This is a genomic window from Streptomyces violens (assembly GCF_000717745.1).
GTDB lineage: Bacteria > Actinomycetota > Actinomycetes > Streptomycetales > Streptomycetaceae > Streptomyces > Streptomyces violens.
In genome coordinates this window covers 155,654-176,946 of the sequence record NZ_JOBH01000013.1, presented here as the reverse complement: position 1 = coordinate 176,946, position 21,293 = coordinate 155,654, and the positions used below count along the sequence as shown (strand labels likewise).

Sequence of the window (21,293 nt, the reverse complement as noted above, 5' to 3'; positions counted from 1 at the left end):
GGTGACTGTCAGTGGCGGGATGTAGCTTTTTGGGTAGTGCGGTGGAGGCGGGGGAGGGGACTTTGCCGTGAGCCCCAGGTCTTTGTGGATGGGGAGAGGGAGGGGCCCTGCCAGGAAACAGCCGGCCGCCTAGCCCGCCCGCTCCGCCGCCACGATCGCGTCCCGGTACGTACGCGCCGCGGCCCGCAGCGCCGTCTCCGGGTCGGTGCCCTCCGCCTGGGCCCGTACGGCCAGCGCCAGCAGCTCGTATCCGATGCCCTCGCCCGCGACCGGCACGTCGAGGCCTGCCGTACGGGCCCGGGACGCCAGCTTCGCGGCCAGCGCCAGGGCCGGCTGTCCCAGCGGTACGCCCTCCGTCACGGACTCGCGCTGCTTCTCGACGGCCTTGGTCCGGAGCCAGTGCGCCCTGACGTCCTCCGGCGTCGCCGCCTCCTCGTCGCCGAAGACATGCGGATGGCGATGAATCAGCTTGTCGACGATGATGCCCGCGACGTCGTCGATCGAGAACGGCTCGTCGGGGTCGTCCTGCGCGATCCGGGAGTGGAAGACCACCTGGAGCAGCACATCGCCCAGCTCCTCGGCGAGCGCCTCCCGGTCCCCCTCCTCAATCGCCTCGACCAGCTCGTACGCCTCCTCCAGGCCGTACTTCGCCAGGTCCTCGTGCGTCCGGATGCCGCTCCACGGGCAGGCGACGCGGATCTGGTCCATGACCTGTACGAGGTCCAGCAGCCGGGCGCCCGGCAGATCGTACGAACCGGGCAGCAGCTCCAGGTCGGGCATCGCCTCGCGGCCCGACCCGGCGAGCCGGGCCAGCCCGTCGGTCAGCGCGCTCTCGCCGTCGGCGGAGGTCAGTACGACAGCGGTACGGGCCTCCGCGACGCAGTAGTCGACCAGCTCACGGGCGCTCGGCACGGCCGCGGTCTCGACCGCGATGCCCGCCTCGGCGAGGTACGGCAGCTGCGGGTGGTCCGGGTCGGTGCACAGCACACGGTCGGCTTCGCGCAGCGTCTGCCACGCGGGCCAGGACAGCAGGCCGGGTGCGACCCGGTGGCTGGTGGTGAGCAGGACCAGGCGGCCGGTGGCGGAAGCGTTCACCCGTCGAACGTAACGCACGGGGACGGGTGACCGGGCGGCAGGCCACCCCGTACGGCGGGCGCGTGACGGGCGTATGCCGTACGGGGTGGCCTGCCGCCCCGGCATCACACCTGCTGCTTCTGCTCCGCCCGCACCCACGGGGTCTTCGCCTCGCCGAGCATGACCTGGCGGTCGTCCCACTTGCCGAAGCGCGGGTTCACGTCGATCCCGAGGTCGCGCGAGGTCTTGGCCAGCGCCTGGGCCAGCTTCTGCTGCCCCTGCGGCGACTGACGGTTCACCCCCAGCTTCTTCGCGATCCCGTCCATCAGGATCTGGTTGCGCACCACGCCGTCGATCTCGCCCGGCGCGATGGCCTGCTGCAGCCACATCGTCTTCAGCCGGTCGGCGCCACCGGCCCGCCGCTCGGCGGCGGACCGCCACTTCTGTACGTCGGAACGGCTGGCCTCGACGCCGGCGTCCTTCGCGCTGCGCGCCAGTACCCGGTCGAAGATCATGCTGTTGAGCGTGGCCAGGCTGAGCCGGCCGGTGTTCTCGATGAGCTGGGCGCCCTGCGGAGCGCCTTCCTGGGCGGTACGGACGTTCTTCACCCGCGCCTGGAGCTGCGCCACGGTGATCCGCTCGCCTCCCACGACGGCCGCGGCACCTGGGTGCGCGTCATTGCCGCAGGCGGACAGGAGCGGGGCCGCCACGATCGCGGCGGCGGAAACGGAGAGCGCAGTCCTACGGCGGAGCATTCGGCCTCCCGGCGAAGATCATGAACGACAGCGGGGGCCTTCCACAGCACCTCGCGGGCGTATCAGTCCTGGCGTTGATCGATGGTATGGAGTCCGCGCGGCGCGGACCAGCAATTCGACCAACGATTGCGGCACTTTTGTGTTTCGTACCCGGGTGGGGCGGCGGGGCAGCGACTCCGGAGCGGCAGGCGGCGGCCGTTCGGCCTTGTGGCCGCTCAGCGGACGCGGGCCAGCCACTCCAGCGTCCGGCGCACCTCAGCGGGGAAGGCGTGATGCGCGCCGTGCACCCGCTCCGCGTCGTACAGCAGCCGGGCCAGCGTCTCCTGCGCCGCACCGCGCTCGCCGAGCGCGAGCAGCAAGTGGCCGATGGAACGCCGTATCTCCAACGGCCGTACGGGGTCGTCGGACGCCGCCTCGAAGTGCGGCAGCAGCGTGCGGTACTCCTCCAGCGACGCCGCGGCCTCGCCCAGCTGCTCCAGGCACTGCGCCGCCTCGAAACGGAACTGGAGCGCCTGGCGGGCCGCCAGCGGACCCGACCCACGTGCGAACTCCTCGGCCAGCAGCCGCAGTTCCGGCAGCGCACGCCGGTACTGCCCGTCGTCCATCAACGTGGCCGCGTACTGCTTGCGCAGCGTCCGCACGACCGGCGAGTGCTCACCGTGCCGCGCGGCGGCGGCCGGCAGGATGCCGCCCAGGATGTCGACGGCCTGCGTGATCCGCCCGTGGTCCAGCAACCGCTTGACCTCCTCAACAGCAGCCGCGACGTCCAGCCCTAGGAGGGTGGGCGTGGGCGTGGAGGCGGGGGCGGAGGACGGTATGGACGCCGGTGTACGAGGGTCCGCACCCGGCGGCACGGGCACTGACGCGGCGGGGACGTGCGGTACCGCAACGGGCGGTACGGGTATGGCCGGTACGGGCACGGGCGGTACGGGCACGGGTATGGGCGGTGCAGCGGGCGCCCGTACATCAGCCACTGCCCCCGCTGCCACCGGTCCAGCTCCCACCGGTCCAGCTCCCACCGGTACGGCCGTCACCGTCGGACCCGCCGCGCCCGGCGGCACCGCACGGCGCGGCCACGGCGCATGCGGCAGCAGAAACGGCCGGGTCGGATCCATGGGCGCGCCCGGCAGCGACATCCCCGCTGCCCCTCCCCCTCTTCCGGAGCCGGCGTGCGGGAGCAGCGGGGCCAGTGCCTGGTACACCTCTTGCGCGTCGGCCGGGCGGTGTTCGGGGTCCTTGGCCAGCAGCCGCAGCACCAGCGCTTCCAGCGCCTCGGGCACGTCGGGGCGCAACTGCCGCACCGGCACCGGCATCTCGTACAGATGCCGATGCAGCACGCCCAGCGCCGTCGATCCGGCGAACGGCACGGACCCGCTGAGCAGTTCGTGCAGCAGCACGCCGAGCGCGTACAGGTCGGTGTACGGGCCGACCGTCCCGCCCATGGCCTGCTCGGGCGCCATGTAGGCGGGGCTGCCGATGGGCGAGCCGGTGTGGGTGAGGCGGGTGGTGTCGGTGTCCAGCGCGGAGGCGATGCCGAGGTCCAGGACGGTGACCGTGCCGTCCGCCTTGACCATGACGTTTCGCGGCTTGAGGTCGCGGTGCACGATCGGCACCGCGTGCACGGACGCCAGCACCGCGCACAGCTGCGCCGCCACGCACACGGCCCAGGTCCAGGGGTAGGGGTCGTGCTCGGCGAGGTGGTCGGCGAGGTCGGCCCCCTCGACGTACTGCATGACCAGGAAGAGGTCGTCCCCGTCGCTGCCCGCGTCGTGCACGGTGACCAGGCCGGGGTGGTCGACCTGCGCGGTCACCCGGCACTCGCGCGCGAAGCGGTGGCGCAGCTCCTCCGCGTCGGGCGCGCCGGCCAGCCGGTCGGGACGGAGCAGCTTGACGCCTACCCGACGGTCCAGGCGCCGGTCGTACGCGATCCACACCTGGCCCATGCCGCCCTGCCCGAGCAGCGCGGAGAGTTCGTACCGCTCGCCGATGACTCTGCCGTTCACCGCCCTTCCTCCTTACGCCGACTCTCATCCCCAGCGCTCTCGCCGGCGTTTCCGCCCCGGCGGAGGTAGTCGCTGAGCTCGTCCAGCTCGGCTCGTACTTGATCGATGCGCTGCGGACGCGGTTGCGCCTGCGACGGCTGCGGATGTGCGGGGACGGGGGTGGGGGTGGGGGCGGGGCCGAGTGCGGCGTACGGGTTCGGCGTGGAGGCGTACGGCCCCGGGGCTCCGTACGCGGGGACTCCATACGCAGGGGCCCCGTACGGCTGGATGGTCCGGCCGTGGTCGGCCGGGTACCCCGCGAGCGAACGTGCCCGGGCGCGGATGTCGACCACGAGGTAGTACGCGACGGCCCCGGCCATCTGCAACAGGATCAGGGCCATCGCCACGTCCCCGCGCCAGTCGTTCTCGGGCACCGAACCCACCACGGCCAGCAGCGGGATGGCCAGCGCCGCGTCCACTCCGAAGATCCACCAGCCCACCGGCCGCCGGTGCACCAGCGCGGCACGCAGCAACGTCACCCAGGCGAGCATCCCGATGCTGAGCACGGCGATCGCCACGAAGACCACCCGCAGCAGCACGACCGTGCCCGGCTTGGCGGGGCGGGGCGGTGGCGGAGCCGGGGCGGCAGGGCCGTGCATTGCTGCTCCTGGTCGGTATGGCCGTCGTGGCGGTTTTTTTCGAGCGTATATACCGACACTGACAACACCGCCTGGGTTGTACGGGTCCACATCCCGGTCCGGTCACAGCCCCACAACACGCCCCGACCGCGCCGACCCCACCGGCCCCCGCGCCGGATCACCCCGGCGATATGGACCCGTCCGTCAGTCCGTCGTACAGGCCCTGTGCCAAGCGCTCGCCCAGTCGGGCCGATTCGCGCAGCGCTTCCTCGAACGCGGCGAGCGCCCGGAAGCGTTCGCCGTATCCGCGCTGCTCGGCCGGGGGCAGCCGGGGCAGTTGGAGGCGGCGGACGTCGAGCCGGGTGGCGGTGGAGGCGTAGCTGCTGGCCTGGCGGTTGTTGGCGGTACCGCGCAGGAATCCGGCGAGGAACCAGGGGTCCAGCGCGGACGGGTCCGGCCGCAGCAGGAAGAGGTTCCGGCCGAGCGCCGCGCCCTCGGTGGCGGCATCGACGACCCGGGCGATGGCGCCACCGCCAAGGACCGGCACCACTACATCGCCCGCTTGGAGCAGGACGGGCTCTTCGGGGGCGTCCCCGGTGGCCGGTTCGGGGAGAGTGCCGGACGGCGGCGTGCCGCCGATGACGTCGTGCTCGGTGAGCTGGACGGGTCCCTCACCAAGCGCGGCCGTACCGGGCCCACCGGCCCGCAGCAGCAGCGCGCCGCCCCGGGCCAGCTCGCCGACGGTGGTCAGCGGCCAGCGGGCGGGCGCCGCCCGGCCGGCGGACGCGGGCGCCGGCGCGAGATCGGTGGTGCGGGCGAGGGCGGCGGTCAGCTCCTCGTGGGCGCGGGCCAGTTCGGCGGGTCCGCCTCCCGCCGCGGGCGGCGGGAGGTGCCGGGCCGGGGCGAGGTCGACGTCGTCGTCCAGCAGATCGATGGCGGCCAGCGAGCGCCGCACGCCCGGCCGCTCCTCGATGCCGCCCTCGTGGTCGAAGGCCCGCCAGGCATCCAGGACCGTGGCGCGTACGGTCTGCCAGTCGAGCTTGTCCCGGCCGCCCGGGGCCAGTTCGGCGGTGTCGACGACCAGCAGGTGCGGGGCGGGCGGCGGGGCGCTGCCCGGCCGGTGCAGCACCCACAGGTGCAGCGGGATGCCGTACGGCGGGGCGGCGCCGGCGGGCAGCGCGATGACGGCCCGCAGCGCGCCGCGGCGCAGCAGGTCGGCACGGATCCGGCGGCCGGAGCGGCGCGAGGCGGCGGCGGGCGGCATGAGCAGGACGGCCGTACCGCCGGTCTTGAGCCGGGCCAGCGCGTGCTGGACCCAGGCCAGCTCCGATTCCGTACGGGCCGGGAAGCCGTACTCCCAGCGGGGGTCGTAGGCCAGGGTGTCGTGGCCCCAGTTGCGCTCATTGAAGGGCGGATGGGTGAGGACGGCGTCGACCGCGAGGTCGGGGAAGGCGTCGTCGCGCAGGGTGTCGGCGGCCTGGATCCGGACCTGGGTCTCCGGCGAACGCAGGGCCAGACGCAGGGCGGTGAGCGCGGCGAGATCGGCGTCGGCCTCCTGCCCGTAGAGCTCGGCGGGCCCCGGCCGCGCCTGAGGATCCGGCCCGTCCCCTTCTTCTGTCCCCTTGCCCCTTTCCTTGGCGTTCCCCGCTCCCCTGGGTTCGTCCTTGGCGTTCGGCGCTTGCGCGGGGGCCGGCTCCTGCGCTGGGTACAGCAGGGTGCCGGTGCCGGCGGCGGGGTCCAGGACGGTGGCGGCGGGGCCGGCGAGCTCGGCCATGAGGGCGGCGAGGCCGGGCGGGGTGAGGGTGTACTGCCGGGGGTTGGCGTCCAGATGGCGGCCGAGCAGGAACTCGTACGCATACGGAGCGCCTTCCGCGTCCTCGGCGAGCTCGGCGGCCGCCCGGACAAGGGCGCTGGACGGGGCGAGGGTCTCGCGGGTGAGGCCCGTGACGGGGTGGGCGGGGCCGAGCCGGGCGGCGAGGACGGCGTCGAGCGCGGGCGGCAGCAGACCGGTCAGCTCGGCATCGTCCGCGGCGCGGGCGAGTCCGCGCCAGACGGCGGGGCGGTCACGGACGAGGAGGAGGACGGCTCCGACATGCCGCAGGGCCGTGGCGGCGCCGGCCGGGTGGCCCGCGACCTGCTGCCACACCCGCTCGCGCAGCGGTACCTCGGCGAGCTTGCCCTGATCGCGCAGCCACTGCTCGACGGCGGTCAGCGCGAAGGCGGGGCTGGCCTCCGTGCCTCCGATGGGCCTGGGGAAGTCGGCGTGCCGGCGGCGCCAGTTGCTGACCGCGGCCCGGCCCACGCCGGCCAGACGCGCGATACCCGCAGCGGTCACCTCCGCCGCGACCGCGGCTTCCACCGCGGTCTGCGCTGGGGTCTCCGGTGTTGCGTTCTCCGGCACCTGACTGGCTCCCGTCCGATCGCTCCGTCGCGTCTGTGTCGCCTGTGTCAGCGAGCATACCCACGACACGGCCCCAAACCCCTTCACGCCGTGAATTAACTCTTTCCTGTGAACCGTGTTGACTCGGTTCACAGCCTCTGCTGTTATTGAGTCATCGCGACACCAGCTCCACCTTTCTCAACTTTCTTCTCGTTCTTCTCCTCTCTCTTTCTTCAGGTCGATTCGTCAGAACCGATCGAGACTCCCGGAAGGGACCCACAGCCATGTCCCAGCAGATGCAGTTCCCGCCCGGCGCCCCGGTTCCGATGGGCGCTCCGGCACCGCAGGCCGCGCGCAACGGCCTGGGCATCGCGGCCCTCGTGCTCGGCGTGATCGGCGCCCTGTCCGGCCTGATACCGCTCATGTTCTGGTTCGCCGGCACGCTCGGTCTGCTGGCCCTGATCTTCGGCCTGGTCGGCCGGGGCCGCGCCAAGCGCGGTCAGGCCACCAATAAGGGGGTCGCGCTGGCGGGCGTGCTGCTGGGCGTCGCCGCGCTGATCCTGTCGGTGGTCGGTGCGGTCATCACCTTCACCGCGGTCAAGGACACGGTCGACGAGATCAACAAGTCGCTGGAGACCTCCACGGCGCAGCCCAAGAGCGGCGGTTCGGAGGGCGAGGACGCGGCCGGCACGAGCGGCGGCGCGAAGGACGCCGAGGGCGAGGCGCTGCACGCAGGCGACACCGCCGAGTACGACACGGGCCTGAGCGTCACGGTGTCCAAGGCGACGGCGTACACCGTCGGGGAGTTCGCCGTCGGCCACAAGGAGGGCCAGCAGGCTTACAAGATCACGGTGCATCTGGAGAACAAGGGCAAGGAGAAGTTCGACAGCGCCCTGACCCTGGTCGAGGCGCGCGCCGGCAAGGACGGCAAGGCCGCGGAGCAGATATTCGACGGCACGGTCGGCGAGGGCTTCAACGGCAAGATCCTGCCGGGCAAGAGCGCGAGCGTGGAGTTCGCCTTCGACGCGCCGGCGGGGGCGAAGAACCTCGACATCGAGGTGACGCCGGGCCTGGAGCACGAGGCGTCCCAGTGGGACCTGGGTCTGTGACCTGCCCCTGAGAGCCTGCATCAGGGTGATGACACACGCTCTGACCAGGCGATGACACAGGCTCTGACCACCGGCGCCGTGCCCGATCAGCCGTCACAGGCTGACGGGCACGGCCGCCGTCTCCCGCACCGCCCGGCCTGTCGGCCGGCGCGGGACCGGGGCGGGGCCTCGGTCGGCTAGTTCGCGTGGAAGCGGGGTGGGGCCTCGGTGGGGTTGCCGCCTGCGGGGAGCTGCTCGGCCGGGCAGGTGTTCAGCACCTTCCCCATCGCCGCCTTCTCCGCGCGCGTCACCCACAGGCCGTACTTCTTCTTCACCGCGACCTGCTGGGCGACGTAGTCGCAGCGGTAGCCCTTGTTGGCCGGCAGCCAGGTGGCCGCGTCGCCGTCGCTCTTCTGGCGATTGGCGGAGGCGCCGACCGCGATGAGGTTCAGCGGATCATTGGCCAGCGCGATCCGCTTGCCGGCCGGCCACTGCTGGGCGCCCTTCTGCCAGGCGTCCGACAGGGCCACGACGTGGTCGATGTCCACCAGGCTGCTGCCGCGGCGGAAGATCACCCGCTGCCCGGTGTAGGGGTCCTTCGCCAGTTCGCCCTTGGACACCTTGCAGTGTCCGTCCTGGTACTGCACCTGCGTCAGGTCGCGCTTGAGGATGTCCTCGCGGGTCGGGCAGCCGTTGCTGTCGGTGTCGGCCCAGGCGGTGCCGAAGCGGTCCCGCTCGTATCCGGTCTTCGGGGCCCGGCCCTTGACCGTGAGCGAGCCGAGCGCCGCCAGCGCACTGCCCGGTTCACCCGTCGCCGTGGGAACGTCCGGGCTCCGCTTTCCGTCTCCTTGAGTGCTGCCGCCGGACGGGTTGCAGCCGGCCAGGGCGAGGGTGGCGGCCAGGGCCGTCGCGGAGAGCGCGGCACGGCGTACGGGAAGCGCGGACCGTATCAAGGGGGACATCCAATCTTCGGTTGCAGGCCGTGGGGCACGGCGATCTTCGGTTGTGTCACGGCGGCCCTCGGTTCGGCATGAGGGCCGGGGCCGGCGGCCGGCCACCGCGACCGGCCAGGGCGGGTGTCCGCCCCTTGGTGACCGTACGTCTCGTCGGCCACCTTGTATGACGGGCCGTCCGATTCGGTGGTTTCGAGTACCTTTTCGGGAGCTGGGACGGCAGAGAGCACGTACAAGTACAGGGCCAGACGAGCGAGGAAGAGTAAGGATCCGCATGGACACGGCCGCAGCAATCGCGACGGGCGAGGCCGGCGCACGGACCCCGGTCGCGGCCGAGACCCGTACCGGACACGGGCCGGGCCGCCTTCGGGCCCGGGCCGCCGCGTTGCGATCCCCGCGCCTGGATCCGTACTGGACGGCCGCCGTCCTCTTCGCCCTGTTCGCCACGGTGTCCGTGCAGCGGTACCGCACCATGGGCACGATCTCCTGGGACCTCGGGATATTCGAGCAGGTCGTCCGGTCCTACGCGCATCTTCAGGCCCCCGTCGCCGACCTCAAGGGGCCCGGCGCGAACATCCTCGGCGACCACTTCAGTCCGGTACTCGCCCTGCTCGCCCCGCTCTACCGGCTGCTGCCCTCCCCGGTGACCCTGCTCGTCGCGCAGGCCGCGCTCTTCGCGCTGTCCGCCGTGCCCGTCGCCCGGTGCGCGGCCCGGCTGCTCGGCCGCCGCGCCGGGCTCGCCGTCGGCGTGGCGTACGGGCTGTCCTGGGGGCTGCAGCGCGCGGTCGACTTCGACTTCCACGAGATCGCGTTCGCGCTGCCGATGATCGCCTTCTCGCTGGAGGCGGTGATCGGCAGGCGCTGGACCGCCGCGGTGTGCTGGGCGGCCCCGCTGGTCCTGGTCAAGGAGGACCTGGGGGTGACCGCGGCGGCCATCGGCGTGATCATCCTGATCCGGGCCCGGCGCGCGGTGCCCGCGGCCGTGACGCTGGTCCTCCTCGGCCTCGCCGCCACCGCCCTCACCCTCGCCGTGATCATCCCTGCCTTCAACGGCGCCGGCTCGTACGACTACTGGACCAAGCTCAGCGGTGACGGCGGCGCGGCGCCGCTCATCCCCGTGGACACGGCCTTCCGTACGCTGCTGTGGATCCTGCTGCCCACCACCGGGCTGCTGGCCCTGCGCTCACCGCTGCTGCTCGCCGCGGTGCCGACCGTCGGCTGGCGCTTCGTCTCGCACGACGACCACTACTGGGGCACCGACTGGCACTACAGCGCCGTCCTGATGCCGGTGGTCTTCCTCGCGCTGGTCGACGCGGTGCCCCGGTTCCGTACGAGCGGCCGGCCCTGGCTGCGCAGTTACGCGACGCACATCCCGGCTGCGGTGCTCGCCGCGGCGCTCGCGCTGACCACCACGCTCCCGCTGGCGCGGCTCACCGAAGCGGCCACCTACCGCACGCCGGCTACCGTCCCCCAGGCCGAGGCGCTGCTGAACAGGGTCCCCGACGGCGCCACCGTCGAGGCCGACGTCCGGCCCATCAGCCGGCTCACCGGCCGTACGACGGTGTACTGGATAGGCGACACCCGCGGCATCGCCCCGGACTACATCGCCGTCCAGCTCCGCGACGGCCGGACCACCCCGCAGGCCCTCGTGGACGCCGGCCACCGCCATCCCGGCGCGGTGTACGTACCGGACGGCGAGGCCGGCGGCCTCACGCTCCTCAAGCGCGCCACGAAGGACTAGCCAAAGGCCGGCCCCCGCGGCCCGCTACGACCCCAGTACCGAAGTGAGGAACTCCCCCACCCAAGCCAGCAGTTCGCGGCCGACCAGCGGCTTGCCGCCGATCTTGCCCGTGGTCGGGCGGGGGACCAGGACCTGGTGGGTGGCGGGCTTGATGACCGTACGCGGGTACAGCCGCTTCAGCCGCAGCTCCTGGGACTCGCGCAGTTCGACCGGGCCGAAGCGGATGTTGGAGCCCTGCAGCGTGATGTCGGTGACGCCGCAGGCGCGGGCGAGCATCCGCAGGCCCGCGACCAGCAGGAGGTTCTCCACCGGCTCGGGGAGCTTGCCGTAGCGGTCGGTCAGTTCCTCGCGTACCGAGGCGATGTCCTCCTCGGTGTTGGCGGAGGCGATCGCGCGGTATGCCTGCAGGCGCAGGCGCTCGCCGGGGGCGTAGTCGTGCGGGACGTGCGCGTCCACCGGCAGTTCGATCTTGACCTCCAGCGGCGGCTCCTCCTCCGCGCCGCCTTCCAGGGAGGCGCGGTAGTCCGCCACGGCCTCGCCGACCATGCGGACGTACAGGTCGAAGCCGACGCCCGCGATGTGGCCGGACTGCTCGCCGCCGAGAAGGTTGCCCGCGCCGCGGATCTCCAGGTCCTTCATCGCGACGTACATGCCGGCGCCCATCTCCGTGTGCTGGGCGATGGTGGCCAGCCGCTCGTGCGCGGTCTCCGTCAGGGGCTTCTCGGGCGGGTAGAGGAAGTAGGCGTAGCCCCGCTCGCGGCCACGGCCGACGCGGCCGCGCAGCTGGTGGAGCTGCGAGAGGCCGAAGTTGTCCCCTCGTTCGACGATCAGCGTGTTGGCATTGGAGATGTCGATGCCGGACTCGACAATCGTCGTCGCGACCAGTACGTCGGACTTCTTCTCCCAGAAGTCGACCACGACCTGTTCGAGCGCGGACTCCGACATCTGGCCGTGGGCGGTAGCGATGCGCGCCTCGGGGACGATCTCGCGGAGGCGGGCCGCGGCCCGGTCGATGGACTCCACACGGTTGTGGATGTAGAAGACCTGGCCCTCGCGGAGCAGTTCACGGCGGATGGCGGCGCCGATCTGCTTCTCCTCGTACGGCCCGACGAAGGTCAGGACCGGGTGCCGCTCCTCGGGCGGGGTGGTGATCGTCGACATCTCGCGGATGCCGGTCACCGCCATTTCGAGCGTACGGGGGATGGGCGTCGCGGACATCGTCAGCACGTCCACGTTGGCGCGGAGCTTCTTCAGCTGCTCCTTGTGCTCGACACCGAAGCGCTGCTCCTCGTCGACGATGACCAGGCCCAGGTCCTTGAACTTGGTCTCGGAGGAGAACAGCCGGTGGGTGCCGATGACGATGTCGACCGAGCCGTCCTTGAGTCCCTCCAGGGTGGCCTTGGACTCGGTCTCCGTCTGGAAGCGGGAGAGGGCGCGCACGTTGACGGGGAACTGGCCGTAGCGCTCGGTGAAGGTACCGAAGTGCTGCTGCACGAGCAGCGTCGTCGGCACCAGCACGGCGACCTGCTTGCCGTCCTGGACGGCCTTGAAGGCGGCGCGCACCGCGATCTCGGTCTTGCCGTAGCCGACGTCGCCGCAGATCAGCCGGTCCATCGGGACCGACTTCTCCATGTCCTCCTTGACCTCGGCGATGGTGGTGAGCTGGTCGGGCGTCTCCGCGTACGGGAACGCGTCCTCCAGCTCGCGCTGCCAGGGGGTGTCCGGGCCGAACGTGTGGCCGGGCGCCGCCATCCGCGCCGAGTACAGCTTGATCAGGTCGGCCGCGATCTCCTTGACGGCCTTCTTCGCGCGCGCCTTGGTCTTGGTCCAGTCGGCGCCGCCGAGGCGGTGCAGCGTCGGGGCCTCGCCGCCGACGTACTTGGTGACCTGCTCCAGCTGGTCGGTGGGGATGTAGAGGCGGTCGCCGGGCTGGCCGCGCTTGGCGGGCGCGTATTCGACGAGGAGGTACTCGCGGGTGGCGCCCTGGACCGTGCGCTGCACCATTTCGATGTACCGGCCCACGCCGTGCTGTTCGTGCACGATGTAGTCGCCCGCTTCGAGGGTCAGCGGGTCGATGGTCTTGCGGCGGCGGGCCGGCATCCGCGTGGCGTCCTTGCCGGCCGCCTTCTGTCCCGAGAGGTCGGTCTCGGTGAGCACCGCGAGCTTCAGCTGCGGGTCGACGAAGCCGTTGTCGATCGAGCCGCAGGAGACGTGCACGAGGGACGGCGAGATCTCCGTCAGCTCCGGGTCCAGGCGGGCGGCGATGCCCTCGCCGCCGAGCACCTCGACCGTACGGGCCGCGGGGCCGTGCCCCTCGGTGAGGTAGACCGTGCGCCAGCCGTCGGCCAGCCACTGCTTGGTGTCGGCGAGCGCGCGCTGGGTGTCGCCTCTGTACGTCTCGGGGGCGTGCATGCCGAGCTTGAGCGTGTCCCCGTCCGTCTCGGCCGCCTCGTCGGCGGCGAACTGCGAGACCGACCACCACATCATGCCCAGCTCACGGGCGCGGTCCCGGACGTCCGCGATGCCCCACAGGGACGCCGCGCCGACATCGATGGGCGCCTCCCCGCCGCCGGCCGTGGCCGCCCAGCTGGCCTGCAGGAACTCCTGGCTGGTGGCGACCAGGTCGGCGGCGCGCGTCCGCACCCGCTCCGGGTCGCAGACCACCGCCATGGAGCCCGCCGGCAGCACGTCCAGCAGCAGCTCCATCTCGTCCACGAGGACCGGCGCGAGGGACTCCATGCCCTCCACCGCGATGCCCTCGGCGATCTTGCCGAGCAGCTCGCCGAGCTCCGGGTGCTCCTCCGCGAGCGCCGCTGCCCGCTCCCGTACGGAAGCGGTGAGCAGCAGCTCGCGGCAGGGCGGCGCCCACAGGCCGTGCGCGGCGATCTCCAGGGAGCGCTGGTCGGCGACCTTGAAGTAACGGATCTCCTCGACGTCGTCGCCCCAGAACTCGATCCGCAGCGGGTGTTCCTCGGTGGGCGGGAAGACGTCCAGGATGCCGCCGCGGACCGCGAACTCGCCGCGCTTCTCGACCAGCTCCACGCGGCTGTACGCGGCGGCCGCCAAGCCGTCCACGATCTCGCCGAGGTCGGCGCTCTCGCCGCTGCGCAACGCGACGGGCTCCAGGTCGCCCAGCCCCTTGACCTGCGGCTGCAGCACGGACCGCACGGGAGCGACCACGACCGAGACCGGGCCGGTCGCCGGGTCGTCCTTGCTGGGGTGGGCGAGCCGGCGCAGCACGGCGAGACGGCGGCCGACGGTGTCCGAACGGGGCGAGAGGCGCTCGTGCGGCAGGGTCTCCCAGGAGGGGTACTCCACGACGCTGTCCTCGGGGAGCAGCGAGCGCAGCGCGGCGGCCAGGTCCTCGGCCTCCCGGCCGGTCGCGGTGACCGCGAGCACCGGGCGCTGGGCGTCGCGGGCCAGGGCGGCGACGGCGAAGGGGCGGGCGGCCGGCGGGCCGACCAGGTCCACGTGGCGGCGGTGCCCGTCGGTGGCGGCGTCGACCGCTTCGGCCAGCGCCGGGTCCCGTACGACGGCGTCGAGCAGTCCTGTCAGGCTCATGAAAAGGCTTCCGTCCCAGGGAGTCGGACAACGCGGTGCGGCCCTGCGGCGGCTCGACGGCCGGCACCGCGGGCGGGCCAGATCCCCCAGCGTACGCCCGGCCGCGGTGCGGATGAGGCCATCGGGGCGGTTCGGGAGCGCGGTACCGGCGCACCGCCGCCGTGGCAGGTCGCGCAGTTCTCCGCGCCCCTGAGGCGCGCCCTCAGGGGCGCGGGAAACGCGCGCTCGGCCACGACGGCGCCGCACCGTCTCGACGGGCGAGAAGCCCCGTACCGCATCCCGGCTGCGCGTGGAATGGTGTCTGGTACACGGATACGGCGGAGGGGGCACGGTGGGCGGCACCGGCGGACGGACGGAACCGGAGCGGACGGCGGGCGCGGTACCGGAGACGGAGCCGACCGGGAGCGCGGTAGCGGAGCAGCCGGAGACACGCGCCGCGTCCCCCGCCACCCGCCGCGGTCCCGTCGTCGCGGCTCTCATGCTCGGCATGGCGCTGGCCGCCCTGGACTCCACGATCATCGCCACCGCCGTCCCGCAGATCGTCGGCGACCTCGGCGGCTTCTCGGTCTTCTCCTGGCTCTTCTCCGGCTACCTGCTGGCCGTCACCGTCACCCTGCCCGTCTACGGCAAGCTCTCCGACACCTTCGGCCGCAAGCCCGTCCTCGTCGCCGGCATCGTGATCTTCCTCGTCGGCTCGCTGCTGTGCGCGGGCGCCTGGAACATGGCCTCACTGATCGCCTTCCGCGTCCTGCAGGGCCTCGGCGGCGGCGCCCTCCAGGGCACCGTGCAGACCATCGCCGCCGACCTGTACCCCATGAAGGAGCGGCCGCGCATACAGGCGAAGCTCTCCACCGTCTGGGCCACCTCCTCCGTGGCCGGGCCCGCGCTCGGCGGCCTGCTCGCGGCGTACGCGGACTGGCGCTGGATCTTCCTCGTCAACCTGCCGGTCGGCGCGCTCGCCCTCTGGCTCGTCCTGCGCCACTTCTTCGAGGACAAGAGGGGCTACAAGGGCAAGGACCCCGCGCGCCGCTCCCGTGCCACGCGTCCGGTCATCGACTGGCCCGGCGCGCTCGCCATCTTCGCCTGCGGCGGACTGCTGCTGACCGCGCTCGTCCAGGGCGGCGTCGCCTGGCCCTGGTTGTCCACACCCTCGCTGCTCCTTCTGGGCGGCAGCGCCCTGTGCGCGGCCGCCACCGTACTGATCGAACGCCGCGCCGCCGAACCGATCATCCCCGGCTGGGTCTGGCGCCGCCGCACCATCTCCACGGTCAACCTCGCGCTCGGCGCCCTCGGGCTGCTGATGGTCGCCCCGACCGTCTTCCTGCCCACGTACGCCCAGGCCGTGCTGGGCCTCGGCCCGATCGCGGCCGGCTTCGTGCTGTCCACCATGACCATGAGCTGGCCGGTGGCGGCCGCGCTCAGCAGCCACGTCTACAACCGCTTCGGCATCCGCACCTGCGCGCTCCTCGGCATCGGCGCCGCCACGCTGGTGCTGCTGGCCTTCCCGCAGCTGCCCTATCCAGGTGCGGCGTGGCAGCCGGCGCTGCTGATGCTCGCGCTGGGCGCCGCCCTCGGGCTGTTCCAGCTGCCGCTGATCATCGGGGTGCAGTCCTCCGTCGGATACGCCGAACGGGGCACCGCCACCGCCTCGATCCTCTTCTGCCGCCAGGTCGGCCAGTCCGTCGGAGCCGCGCTCTTCGGGGCCGTCGCCAACGCCACCCTGGCCGGGCGGCTGGCCGACGCGCCCGCCGGCATCCGCGCCGGACTGCCGGGCGACCTGGACGCCGTCTCCCGCGCGCTGGAACACGCCGGCACGCTCACCGAGCAGGCCACCGACTACCTGCGGCGCGCCGTGGACACCACGGTCGAGCACGTCTACTACGGCGCCGCCGTCGCCGGGCTGCTCGCCCTGGCGGCGCTGCTCTTCGCTCCGCGCCGCTTCCCCGTCCACGCGGACGCGCGGGGCGAGGGGGAGGCCGCGCCCGCCGAGAAGGGCTGAGGCGGGCGGTTCAGCTCTCCGTACGGGGCAGTTCGGTCTCGAGCGTGTCCTCCTCGTCGGGGTCCACGCCACGCTTGGCGGGGGCCTCCTCGGGGGCGTGCGCGGCTTCGGTAGCGGGCACCGCTTCGTACGCAGCGTTCGCGCCGCCTTCATGCCCAGCGTCCGCGCCGCCTTCGTACGCAGCGTCCGCGCCGCCTTCATGCCCAGCGTCCGGAGCCTCTTCGTGCGACGCGTCCCGCTGCTCTTCGTACGGCGCCTCCGTGTGGCCCCGTACGCCTTCCCCGCCGTCCGTCGCCACGTCGTACACGTGCCCGGCGTCGGGCTCCTGTTCGTAGCCTTGCTCGTGCTCGTGCTCCTGCTCGTGTCCCTGTTCCACCGCGTCCGGGTCCTTGCCCATGAGGGTGGCCAGGCTGCTGCGTACGTGGGCCATGTGGGAGCGCAGCTCCTCGCGGCGCTCCTCGTGCTCGCGCAGGACACGTTCCGTGGCGCGTTCGACGCGGGCCGCCTCCGCCTCGCCCTCCGCGATCAGTTCGGCGGCGCGGGCCGTGGCCTCCTCATCGATGTGCCGCGCGGACTCCTCCATCCTGGCGTAGTGGCGCTGCACCTCCACGATGCGCGCCTCGCCGCGCTCCTCCATGTCCGCGATCCGCTGCTGTATGGCCAGCTCTCGGTCGGCCAGTTCCTGCTCCGCCGCCGCCCACTGCTCGGCCAGGCTCTTCTCCTGGTCCTCCAGGACCTCCGCGGTGCGCCGGCGCATCTCGCGGAGCCCCTCCTCCGCCTCCTGGCGCGCCTCCTCGGCGTCTCTGGCGGCCTCCTCGACCATCGTCCGCGCCTCGGCCTCCGCCGCCTCCTCGGCGCGTACCGCGGCGTCCTCGGCCTCCTGACACAGCCTCAGCGCGTACGCGTCGGCGGCGTCGCCCTGCTCCCGCCCGTAGTCCGCCGCCTCCTCCCGCAGCCGCTCGGCGTCCGCCGCCGCTTCGGTGCGCAGCCGCTCCGCCTCGGACTCCACCGTGGTGAGGATCAGACGGGCCTGCTCGCCCAGGGATTCGTACGTCTGGGGCGGCATATGGGCGAGATACTCGCGCAACCGCTCCAGCTCGGCGGTCATCTCGTTGGCCAGCACGGTGAGCCGGGCCGCCCGTTCCCAGCAGGAGTCGCGGTCCAGGGAGAGCCCTTCGACTCTGCGGTCCACGTCCGCCGGACGGTAACCACGCCCTCGTACGACCTCGAATCCGTGAGGCGACACCGATGCACTCATCCCTCAAAGCCCCTCTCCGACAGTGACGTGGTCCGGCGCACATCTTTGTTGATTGTTCCGAAGCGCCCATAACGCGACACTCCGCACCTATCACTGCCCAAGGATGCGTTACTTTTCAGCAGAAGTCGGAATCGGCTCGTCGGTACGCAGCGCACGGAACAATCGCCGCGCCCGCTCCGCGTCCCACATGAGCACGTCCCCGGCGCCGGCGACCACCGTCCCCGGGCCGGTGACCGGCACCGTCGTGGCCGTCCCCGAACCGTTCGCCACCTGCTTCATCGACAGTCCCATCTGCGTCAGGTCCACCACGCCGGTCCGGCCGTCGACGCGCAGCGCCGCCAGCGACGCGTCCAGCGCCGGCACCGTCCGGAACGGGTTCAGCAGCGTCCCGGGGGCGAGCATCTTCTCCGACACCGCGCTGATCAGCTCCCGCTGCCGCTGTACCCGCCCCAGGTCACCCTTCGGGTCGCTGTAGCGGGCCCGTACGTAGGCAAGCGCCTGTGTACCGTTCATGTGCGAGCAGCCCGCCGGGAAGTCGGCGCCGGACTTCTCGTCCTTCAGCGGCGCGTCCAGGCACAGCCGTACCCCGCCCAGCGCGTCCACCACCCGCACCAGGCCGAGGAAGTCGACCTCGGCGTAGTGGTCCACGCGCAGGCCCGTCGCCTCTTCGACGGTGCGCGAGAGCAGCTTCGCGCCGCCCAGCCCGTACGCCGCATTGATCTTGTTCTTGCCGTGACCCGGCACCGCGACATAACTGTCCCGCGGCAGGCTCACCAGATACGGGCCGCTGTCCCCGTAGTGCAGCAGCATCACCGTATCCGTGTTGCGCACCGCGTCATGGCCCACATGCAGCTCCTGCTGCTGGCGAGGGGTCAGATCGCGCCGACTGTCCGAGCCCACCAGGAGCCAGTTCGTGCCCTTGCCCGCGGCCGGCCGGCCCGGGTAGCCGCTCAATGCGTCCATCTGGCGCAGCTGCCCGCCCGCCCAGAAGAACAGCGCGACCGCCAGCGCCACGGCCAGCAGCACCAGCACGGTCACCAGCAGCGCGATCCGCCGCGGCCAGGTCCACCTGCGACGGCCCCGCCCGCGCCCCGCGCGGTACAGCGCCGTCGCACTCGGCTGCGGCGGCGACGAACGGGAGGACGGGGACCGTGGTGCCATACCGGCATGATCGTGGCGCCCGACCCGCCTCGCAGGTCGAGCGCCACGTATGACACACCGTCACAGCCGTACGGGCGACACCGCGCTCAGCGCCGCCGCCCCACGCCTACAGCAGGCCGTCCCACATCTGCTCCAGCAGGACCGACCACCAGTTCTCCGGCGAGCCGAGCGCCGCCGGATCCAGCGCCGCCAGCTGCACCTGGAAGTCGGTGGTCCAGCGGCCCGCCTGCTCCGGGGTCAGCCCGTACCGCAGCCGCCACATCCGGCCCAGCATCGCCATGCAGCGCACGAACTCCGGCAGCCCGGTGTTCACGAACTGCGGCGTCGCCGCCTGCCCACCGGGGCCGGCCTCCAGCGGCACCGCCACGATGTGCGCCGTGCCGTACTGCACGCACAGCTGACGGCCGAAGTCCGAGCCCATGACCAGGTACGAACCCGCGTCGGGAGCCGGCTGCACGCCGCGCTCCTGGGCCAGCTCGGCCAGCGTCGGCACCGGACGGCCCGGCTGCGCCTGCCCCCAGAAGAACGGGCCGAAATCGACCGGTACACCGGCCCAGACCAGGGTCTGCCCCACCACGTCGGGCACGCCCTGCCGGGAGACCGCCTGCTGACTGAAGCGGAACACCCCCTGCGGACCGAACGCCTGCTCGAGCTCCTGCCCGATCGCCTGCGGCGGGACCGGCGGCGCGAGCTGGATCTGCGACGGATGCGGCAGCGGCACCCGCACCGGCGCCGGACGGGCGGGCCCGTCCGCCACCTGGTGCAGCTCGCCCTGATGCTCCACCAGATGCCGTACACCCTGCTGTCGCGAGGCGTGGTCGTGGCCGTACGCGGCGGTGTGGCTGATCCGCACCTGCGGCCAGGTCTCCCGGATCATCCGGGCGCAGTAACCGCCCGGCAGATCGCAGGACTCCAGCTCGGTGTGGAGCTCCAGCACCTGCTCCGGCGGCACGTTGAGCCCGCGCAGCTCGTGCAGGATCTGCCACTCCGGATGCGGCGTACCGGGCGCCGAACGCCGGATGATCTGCTGCTCGGAACCGTCGTGCGCACGGTAACGCAGCACGGCCATGTAGCCGGGCCCGACGGTCGGCTGACCGTTCGGCGGCGCCTGCGGATAGCCGTACGCCGGCGCCGGCCCGGCCGGAGCGCCGGGCTGCCCCATGGGAGCGGCGGGCGGCGGCATACCGGGGCCGGGGGGAGGCTGCGCACCGGGAGCCGCCGGAGGCTGCGCTACAGGGGCGGCCGGAGGCTGCATACCGGGGCCAGGAGGAGGCGCCATACCGGGAGCGGCGGGCGGCTGCGCACCGGGGGCCGCGGGAGGCTGCGCACCCGGGGCGGGCGGAGGCTGCATACCGGGGGCAGGGGCAGGCGGCGCACCGGGGGCCGCGGGCGGCGGTGTACCGGGGCCCGCGAGCATCGTCGCCGCGGCGTGCACGCCACCACCGGGAGCGCCCGGAGCGCCGGGGGCTCCCGGCGGCGGGGTCGACGGGACGCCGGGCGGCGGCGGAGGCGTACCGGGGCCCGCGGCGCCGGGCACACCGGGCGGGGGCGGGGGCGGCGGCGGCGGACCGTCGCCACCGCTCTTCGCCGCACCGGCGTTGCCGGGCAGCGACGAGCCGTCGGCCAGCATCGTGGCAGCCGCGTGCACGCCACCACCGGGAGCGCCGGGGGCTCCCGGCGGCGGGGTGGCCGGGCCACCGGGCGGCGGGGGCTGCGAGCCCTCGGCCGCGACCGGGGCACCGGACGGACCAGCGGTGTCCGGGTCCAGCTGGGAGACCATCTGCGTCGGTACGTAACCGCCGCCTCCCGAGGCGCCGGACGGCGCGGGCGTACTGGGCGCAGGGGGCGTACTGGGCGCCGGGGGCGGCGGCGTGGCCGTACCGGATGCCGCGGCGGCCCCGGGGGGCGGCGGCAGATGCGTGACGGGCGGGCCCGACGGCGGCGGCAGATCCGACAGCGCGGGCGCGGCAGCGGCCGGAGCCTCGGGGCCCGGAGGAGGACCGGCGGCCGGCTCCTCGATGGCCGGCGCAACCGCCGTGGACGGCAGCTGACTGCCCCCCTCGAGCAGCTCGGTCTTGGCATCCGGGCGCGCCGAAGCCTGCGCCGCACCCTCCGCGTCCTCGTCGAAGCTCAGCGGCGGCGCGAACACGGTCGCCGGCAGACCCACCGACCGGTCGTCATCGTCGTCGTCAGCGGTGATGTCCGTGCCCTCCCAGGAGGGGGCGGCGGACGTACCGGTGTCCTTCTTCTCCTCCGCCACCGGCTCCGGCTCCGGCGCCGCGGCAGGCGGCTGCTCAGCAGGAGCAGGCGCGGCAGGAGCCTCCGGCACCCCGGCCGCGTCCGCCGCCTCCTGCAGCCACTCCGGCGGCGTCAGCAGGAACGACGTCTGCTCCAGATCGATCCGCTGCCGCGGCACCTCAGGCGCGGGCGCCGCCTCCGGCACCGCGCCGTACTCCTCCTCGTACCGCCGGATCACCTCACCCACCGGCAGCCCCGGCCACAGCGTCGTCTCCCCGCTGTCCCGGGCGATCACCATCCGCTGCCGGCCACCGCCGACCACCGGCCCGCCCTCGCGGTCCTCCGCCCAGGCCACAAAGCCCAGCTCGAACTCTCGTACCCGCACCTCACGCTGCTGGTACGCCGGCACCTCATCGTTGACCCAGCGCTCCGCGCGCTCCTGCGCCTGCGCGAACGTCACCATCG

13 protein-coding genes are annotated in these 21,293 nt (G+C 73.1%); 3 read left to right on the top strand and 10 right to left on the bottom strand.

The genetic code is table 11. The features are described 5' to 3' along the window. Positions 1–129: 129 nt before the first annotated feature. The 5 genes from IF04_RS0125220 to IF04_RS0125200 all read right to left on the bottom strand — a co-directional run bounded on the left by IF04_RS0125220 (position 130) and on the right by IF04_RS0125200 (position 6,850). Complete coding sequence (locus IF04_RS0125220) at positions 130–1,095, bottom strand: nucleoside triphosphate pyrophosphohydrolase (protein ID WP_030262231.1); 966 nt, start codon at positions 1,093–1,095, stop codon at positions 130–132. Positions 1,096–1,199: 104 nt separating this feature from the next. Beyond that, positions 1,200–1,829 (bottom strand): SurA N-terminal domain-containing protein, encoded by a 630-nt coding sequence (locus IF04_RS0125215; RefSeq protein WP_030262228.1) that lies wholly within the window; start codon positions 1,827–1,829, stop codon positions 1,200–1,202. A gap of 215 nt (positions 1,830–2,044) precedes the next feature. Continuing rightward, positions 2,045–3,832, bottom strand: coding sequence for a serine/threonine-protein kinase (locus tag IF04_RS0125210; RefSeq protein WP_030262222.1), 1,788 nt, complete (start codon positions 3,830–3,832; stop codon positions 2,045–2,047). Then, positions 3,829–4,470, bottom strand: coding sequence for a hypothetical protein (locus IF04_RS0125205; protein WP_030262218.1), 642 nt, complete (start codon positions 4,468–4,470; stop codon positions 3,829–3,831). Before IF04_RS0125205 ends, IF04_RS0125210 begins: the two co-directional genes overlap by 4 nt. A 157-nt stretch (positions 4,471–4,627) precedes the next feature. Beyond that, on the bottom strand, positions 4,628–6,850 hold the full coding sequence (locus IF04_RS0125200) for an N-6 DNA methylase (RefSeq protein ID WP_078600764.1): 2,223 nt from the start codon (positions 6,848–6,850) through the stop codon (positions 4,628–4,630). A 263-nt stretch (positions 6,851–7,113) separates the two neighbouring features. Here IF04_RS0125200 and IF04_RS0125195 point away from each other — a divergent pair, with 263 nt between their 5' ends. Beyond that, positions 7,114–7,938 (top strand): DUF4190 domain-containing protein, encoded by an 825-nt coding sequence (locus IF04_RS0125195; RefSeq protein WP_030262212.1) that lies wholly within the window; start codon positions 7,114–7,116, stop codon positions 7,936–7,938. Positions 7,939–8,114: 176 nt separating this feature from the next. On the opposite strand, the gene IF04_RS0125190 is transcribed toward IF04_RS0125195, so the two are convergent. Beyond that, positions 8,115–8,879 (bottom strand): HNH endonuclease family protein, encoded by a 765-nt coding sequence (locus tag IF04_RS0125190; protein WP_051831543.1) that lies wholly within the window; start codon positions 8,877–8,879, stop codon positions 8,115–8,117. Between the two features lie 265 nt (positions 8,880–9,144). On the opposite strand from IF04_RS0125190, the gene IF04_RS0125185 reads away from it, so the two are divergent. Beyond that, positions 9,145–10,611: a DUF2079 domain-containing protein gene (locus tag IF04_RS0125185; protein ID WP_030262206.1), complete on the top strand. Its 1,467-nt coding sequence runs from the start codon at positions 9,145–9,147 to the stop codon at positions 10,609–10,611. Positions 10,612–10,635: 24 nt separating this feature from the next. Here the strand turns inward: IF04_RS0125185 and mfd are convergent, their stop codons facing one another. Next, positions 10,636–14,172, bottom strand: coding sequence for a transcription-repair coupling factor (gene mfd, locus IF04_RS0125180; RefSeq protein ID WP_030262203.1), 3,537 nt, complete (start codon positions 14,170–14,172; stop codon positions 10,636–10,638). A 331-nt stretch (positions 14,173–14,503) separates the two neighbouring features. Here mfd and IF04_RS0125175 point away from each other — a divergent pair, with 331 nt between their 5' ends. Beyond that, positions 14,504–16,171 (top strand): MFS transporter, encoded by a 1,668-nt coding sequence (locus IF04_RS0125175; RefSeq protein ID WP_483855321.1) that lies wholly within the window; start codon positions 14,504–14,506, stop codon positions 16,169–16,171. A 10-nt stretch (positions 16,172–16,181) separates the two neighbouring features. Here the strand turns inward: IF04_RS0125175 and IF04_RS36040 are convergent, their stop codons facing one another. The 3 genes from IF04_RS36040 to IF04_RS0125160 all read right to left on the bottom strand — a co-directional run bounded on the left by IF04_RS36040 (position 16,182) and on the right by IF04_RS0125160 (position 21,291). Next, complete coding sequence (locus tag IF04_RS36040) at positions 16,182–17,363, bottom strand: coiled-coil domain-containing protein (protein WP_037960612.1); 1,182 nt, start codon at positions 17,361–17,363, stop codon at positions 16,182–16,184. Positions 17,364–17,537: 174 nt separating this feature from the next. Beyond that, positions 17,538–18,473 carry an LCP family protein gene (locus IF04_RS0125165; RefSeq protein ID WP_030262191.1) on the bottom strand — a complete coding sequence of 312 codons (936 nt, stop codon included), beginning with the start codon at positions 18,471–18,473 and terminating at the stop codon, positions 17,538–17,540. A gap of 223 nt (positions 18,474–18,696) precedes the next feature. Next, positions 18,697–21,291, bottom strand: coding sequence for an SUKH-4 family immunity protein (locus IF04_RS0125160; RefSeq protein ID WP_030262186.1), 2,595 nt, complete (start codon positions 21,289–21,291; stop codon positions 18,697–18,699). Positions 21,292–21,293: the final 2 nt, after the last annotated feature.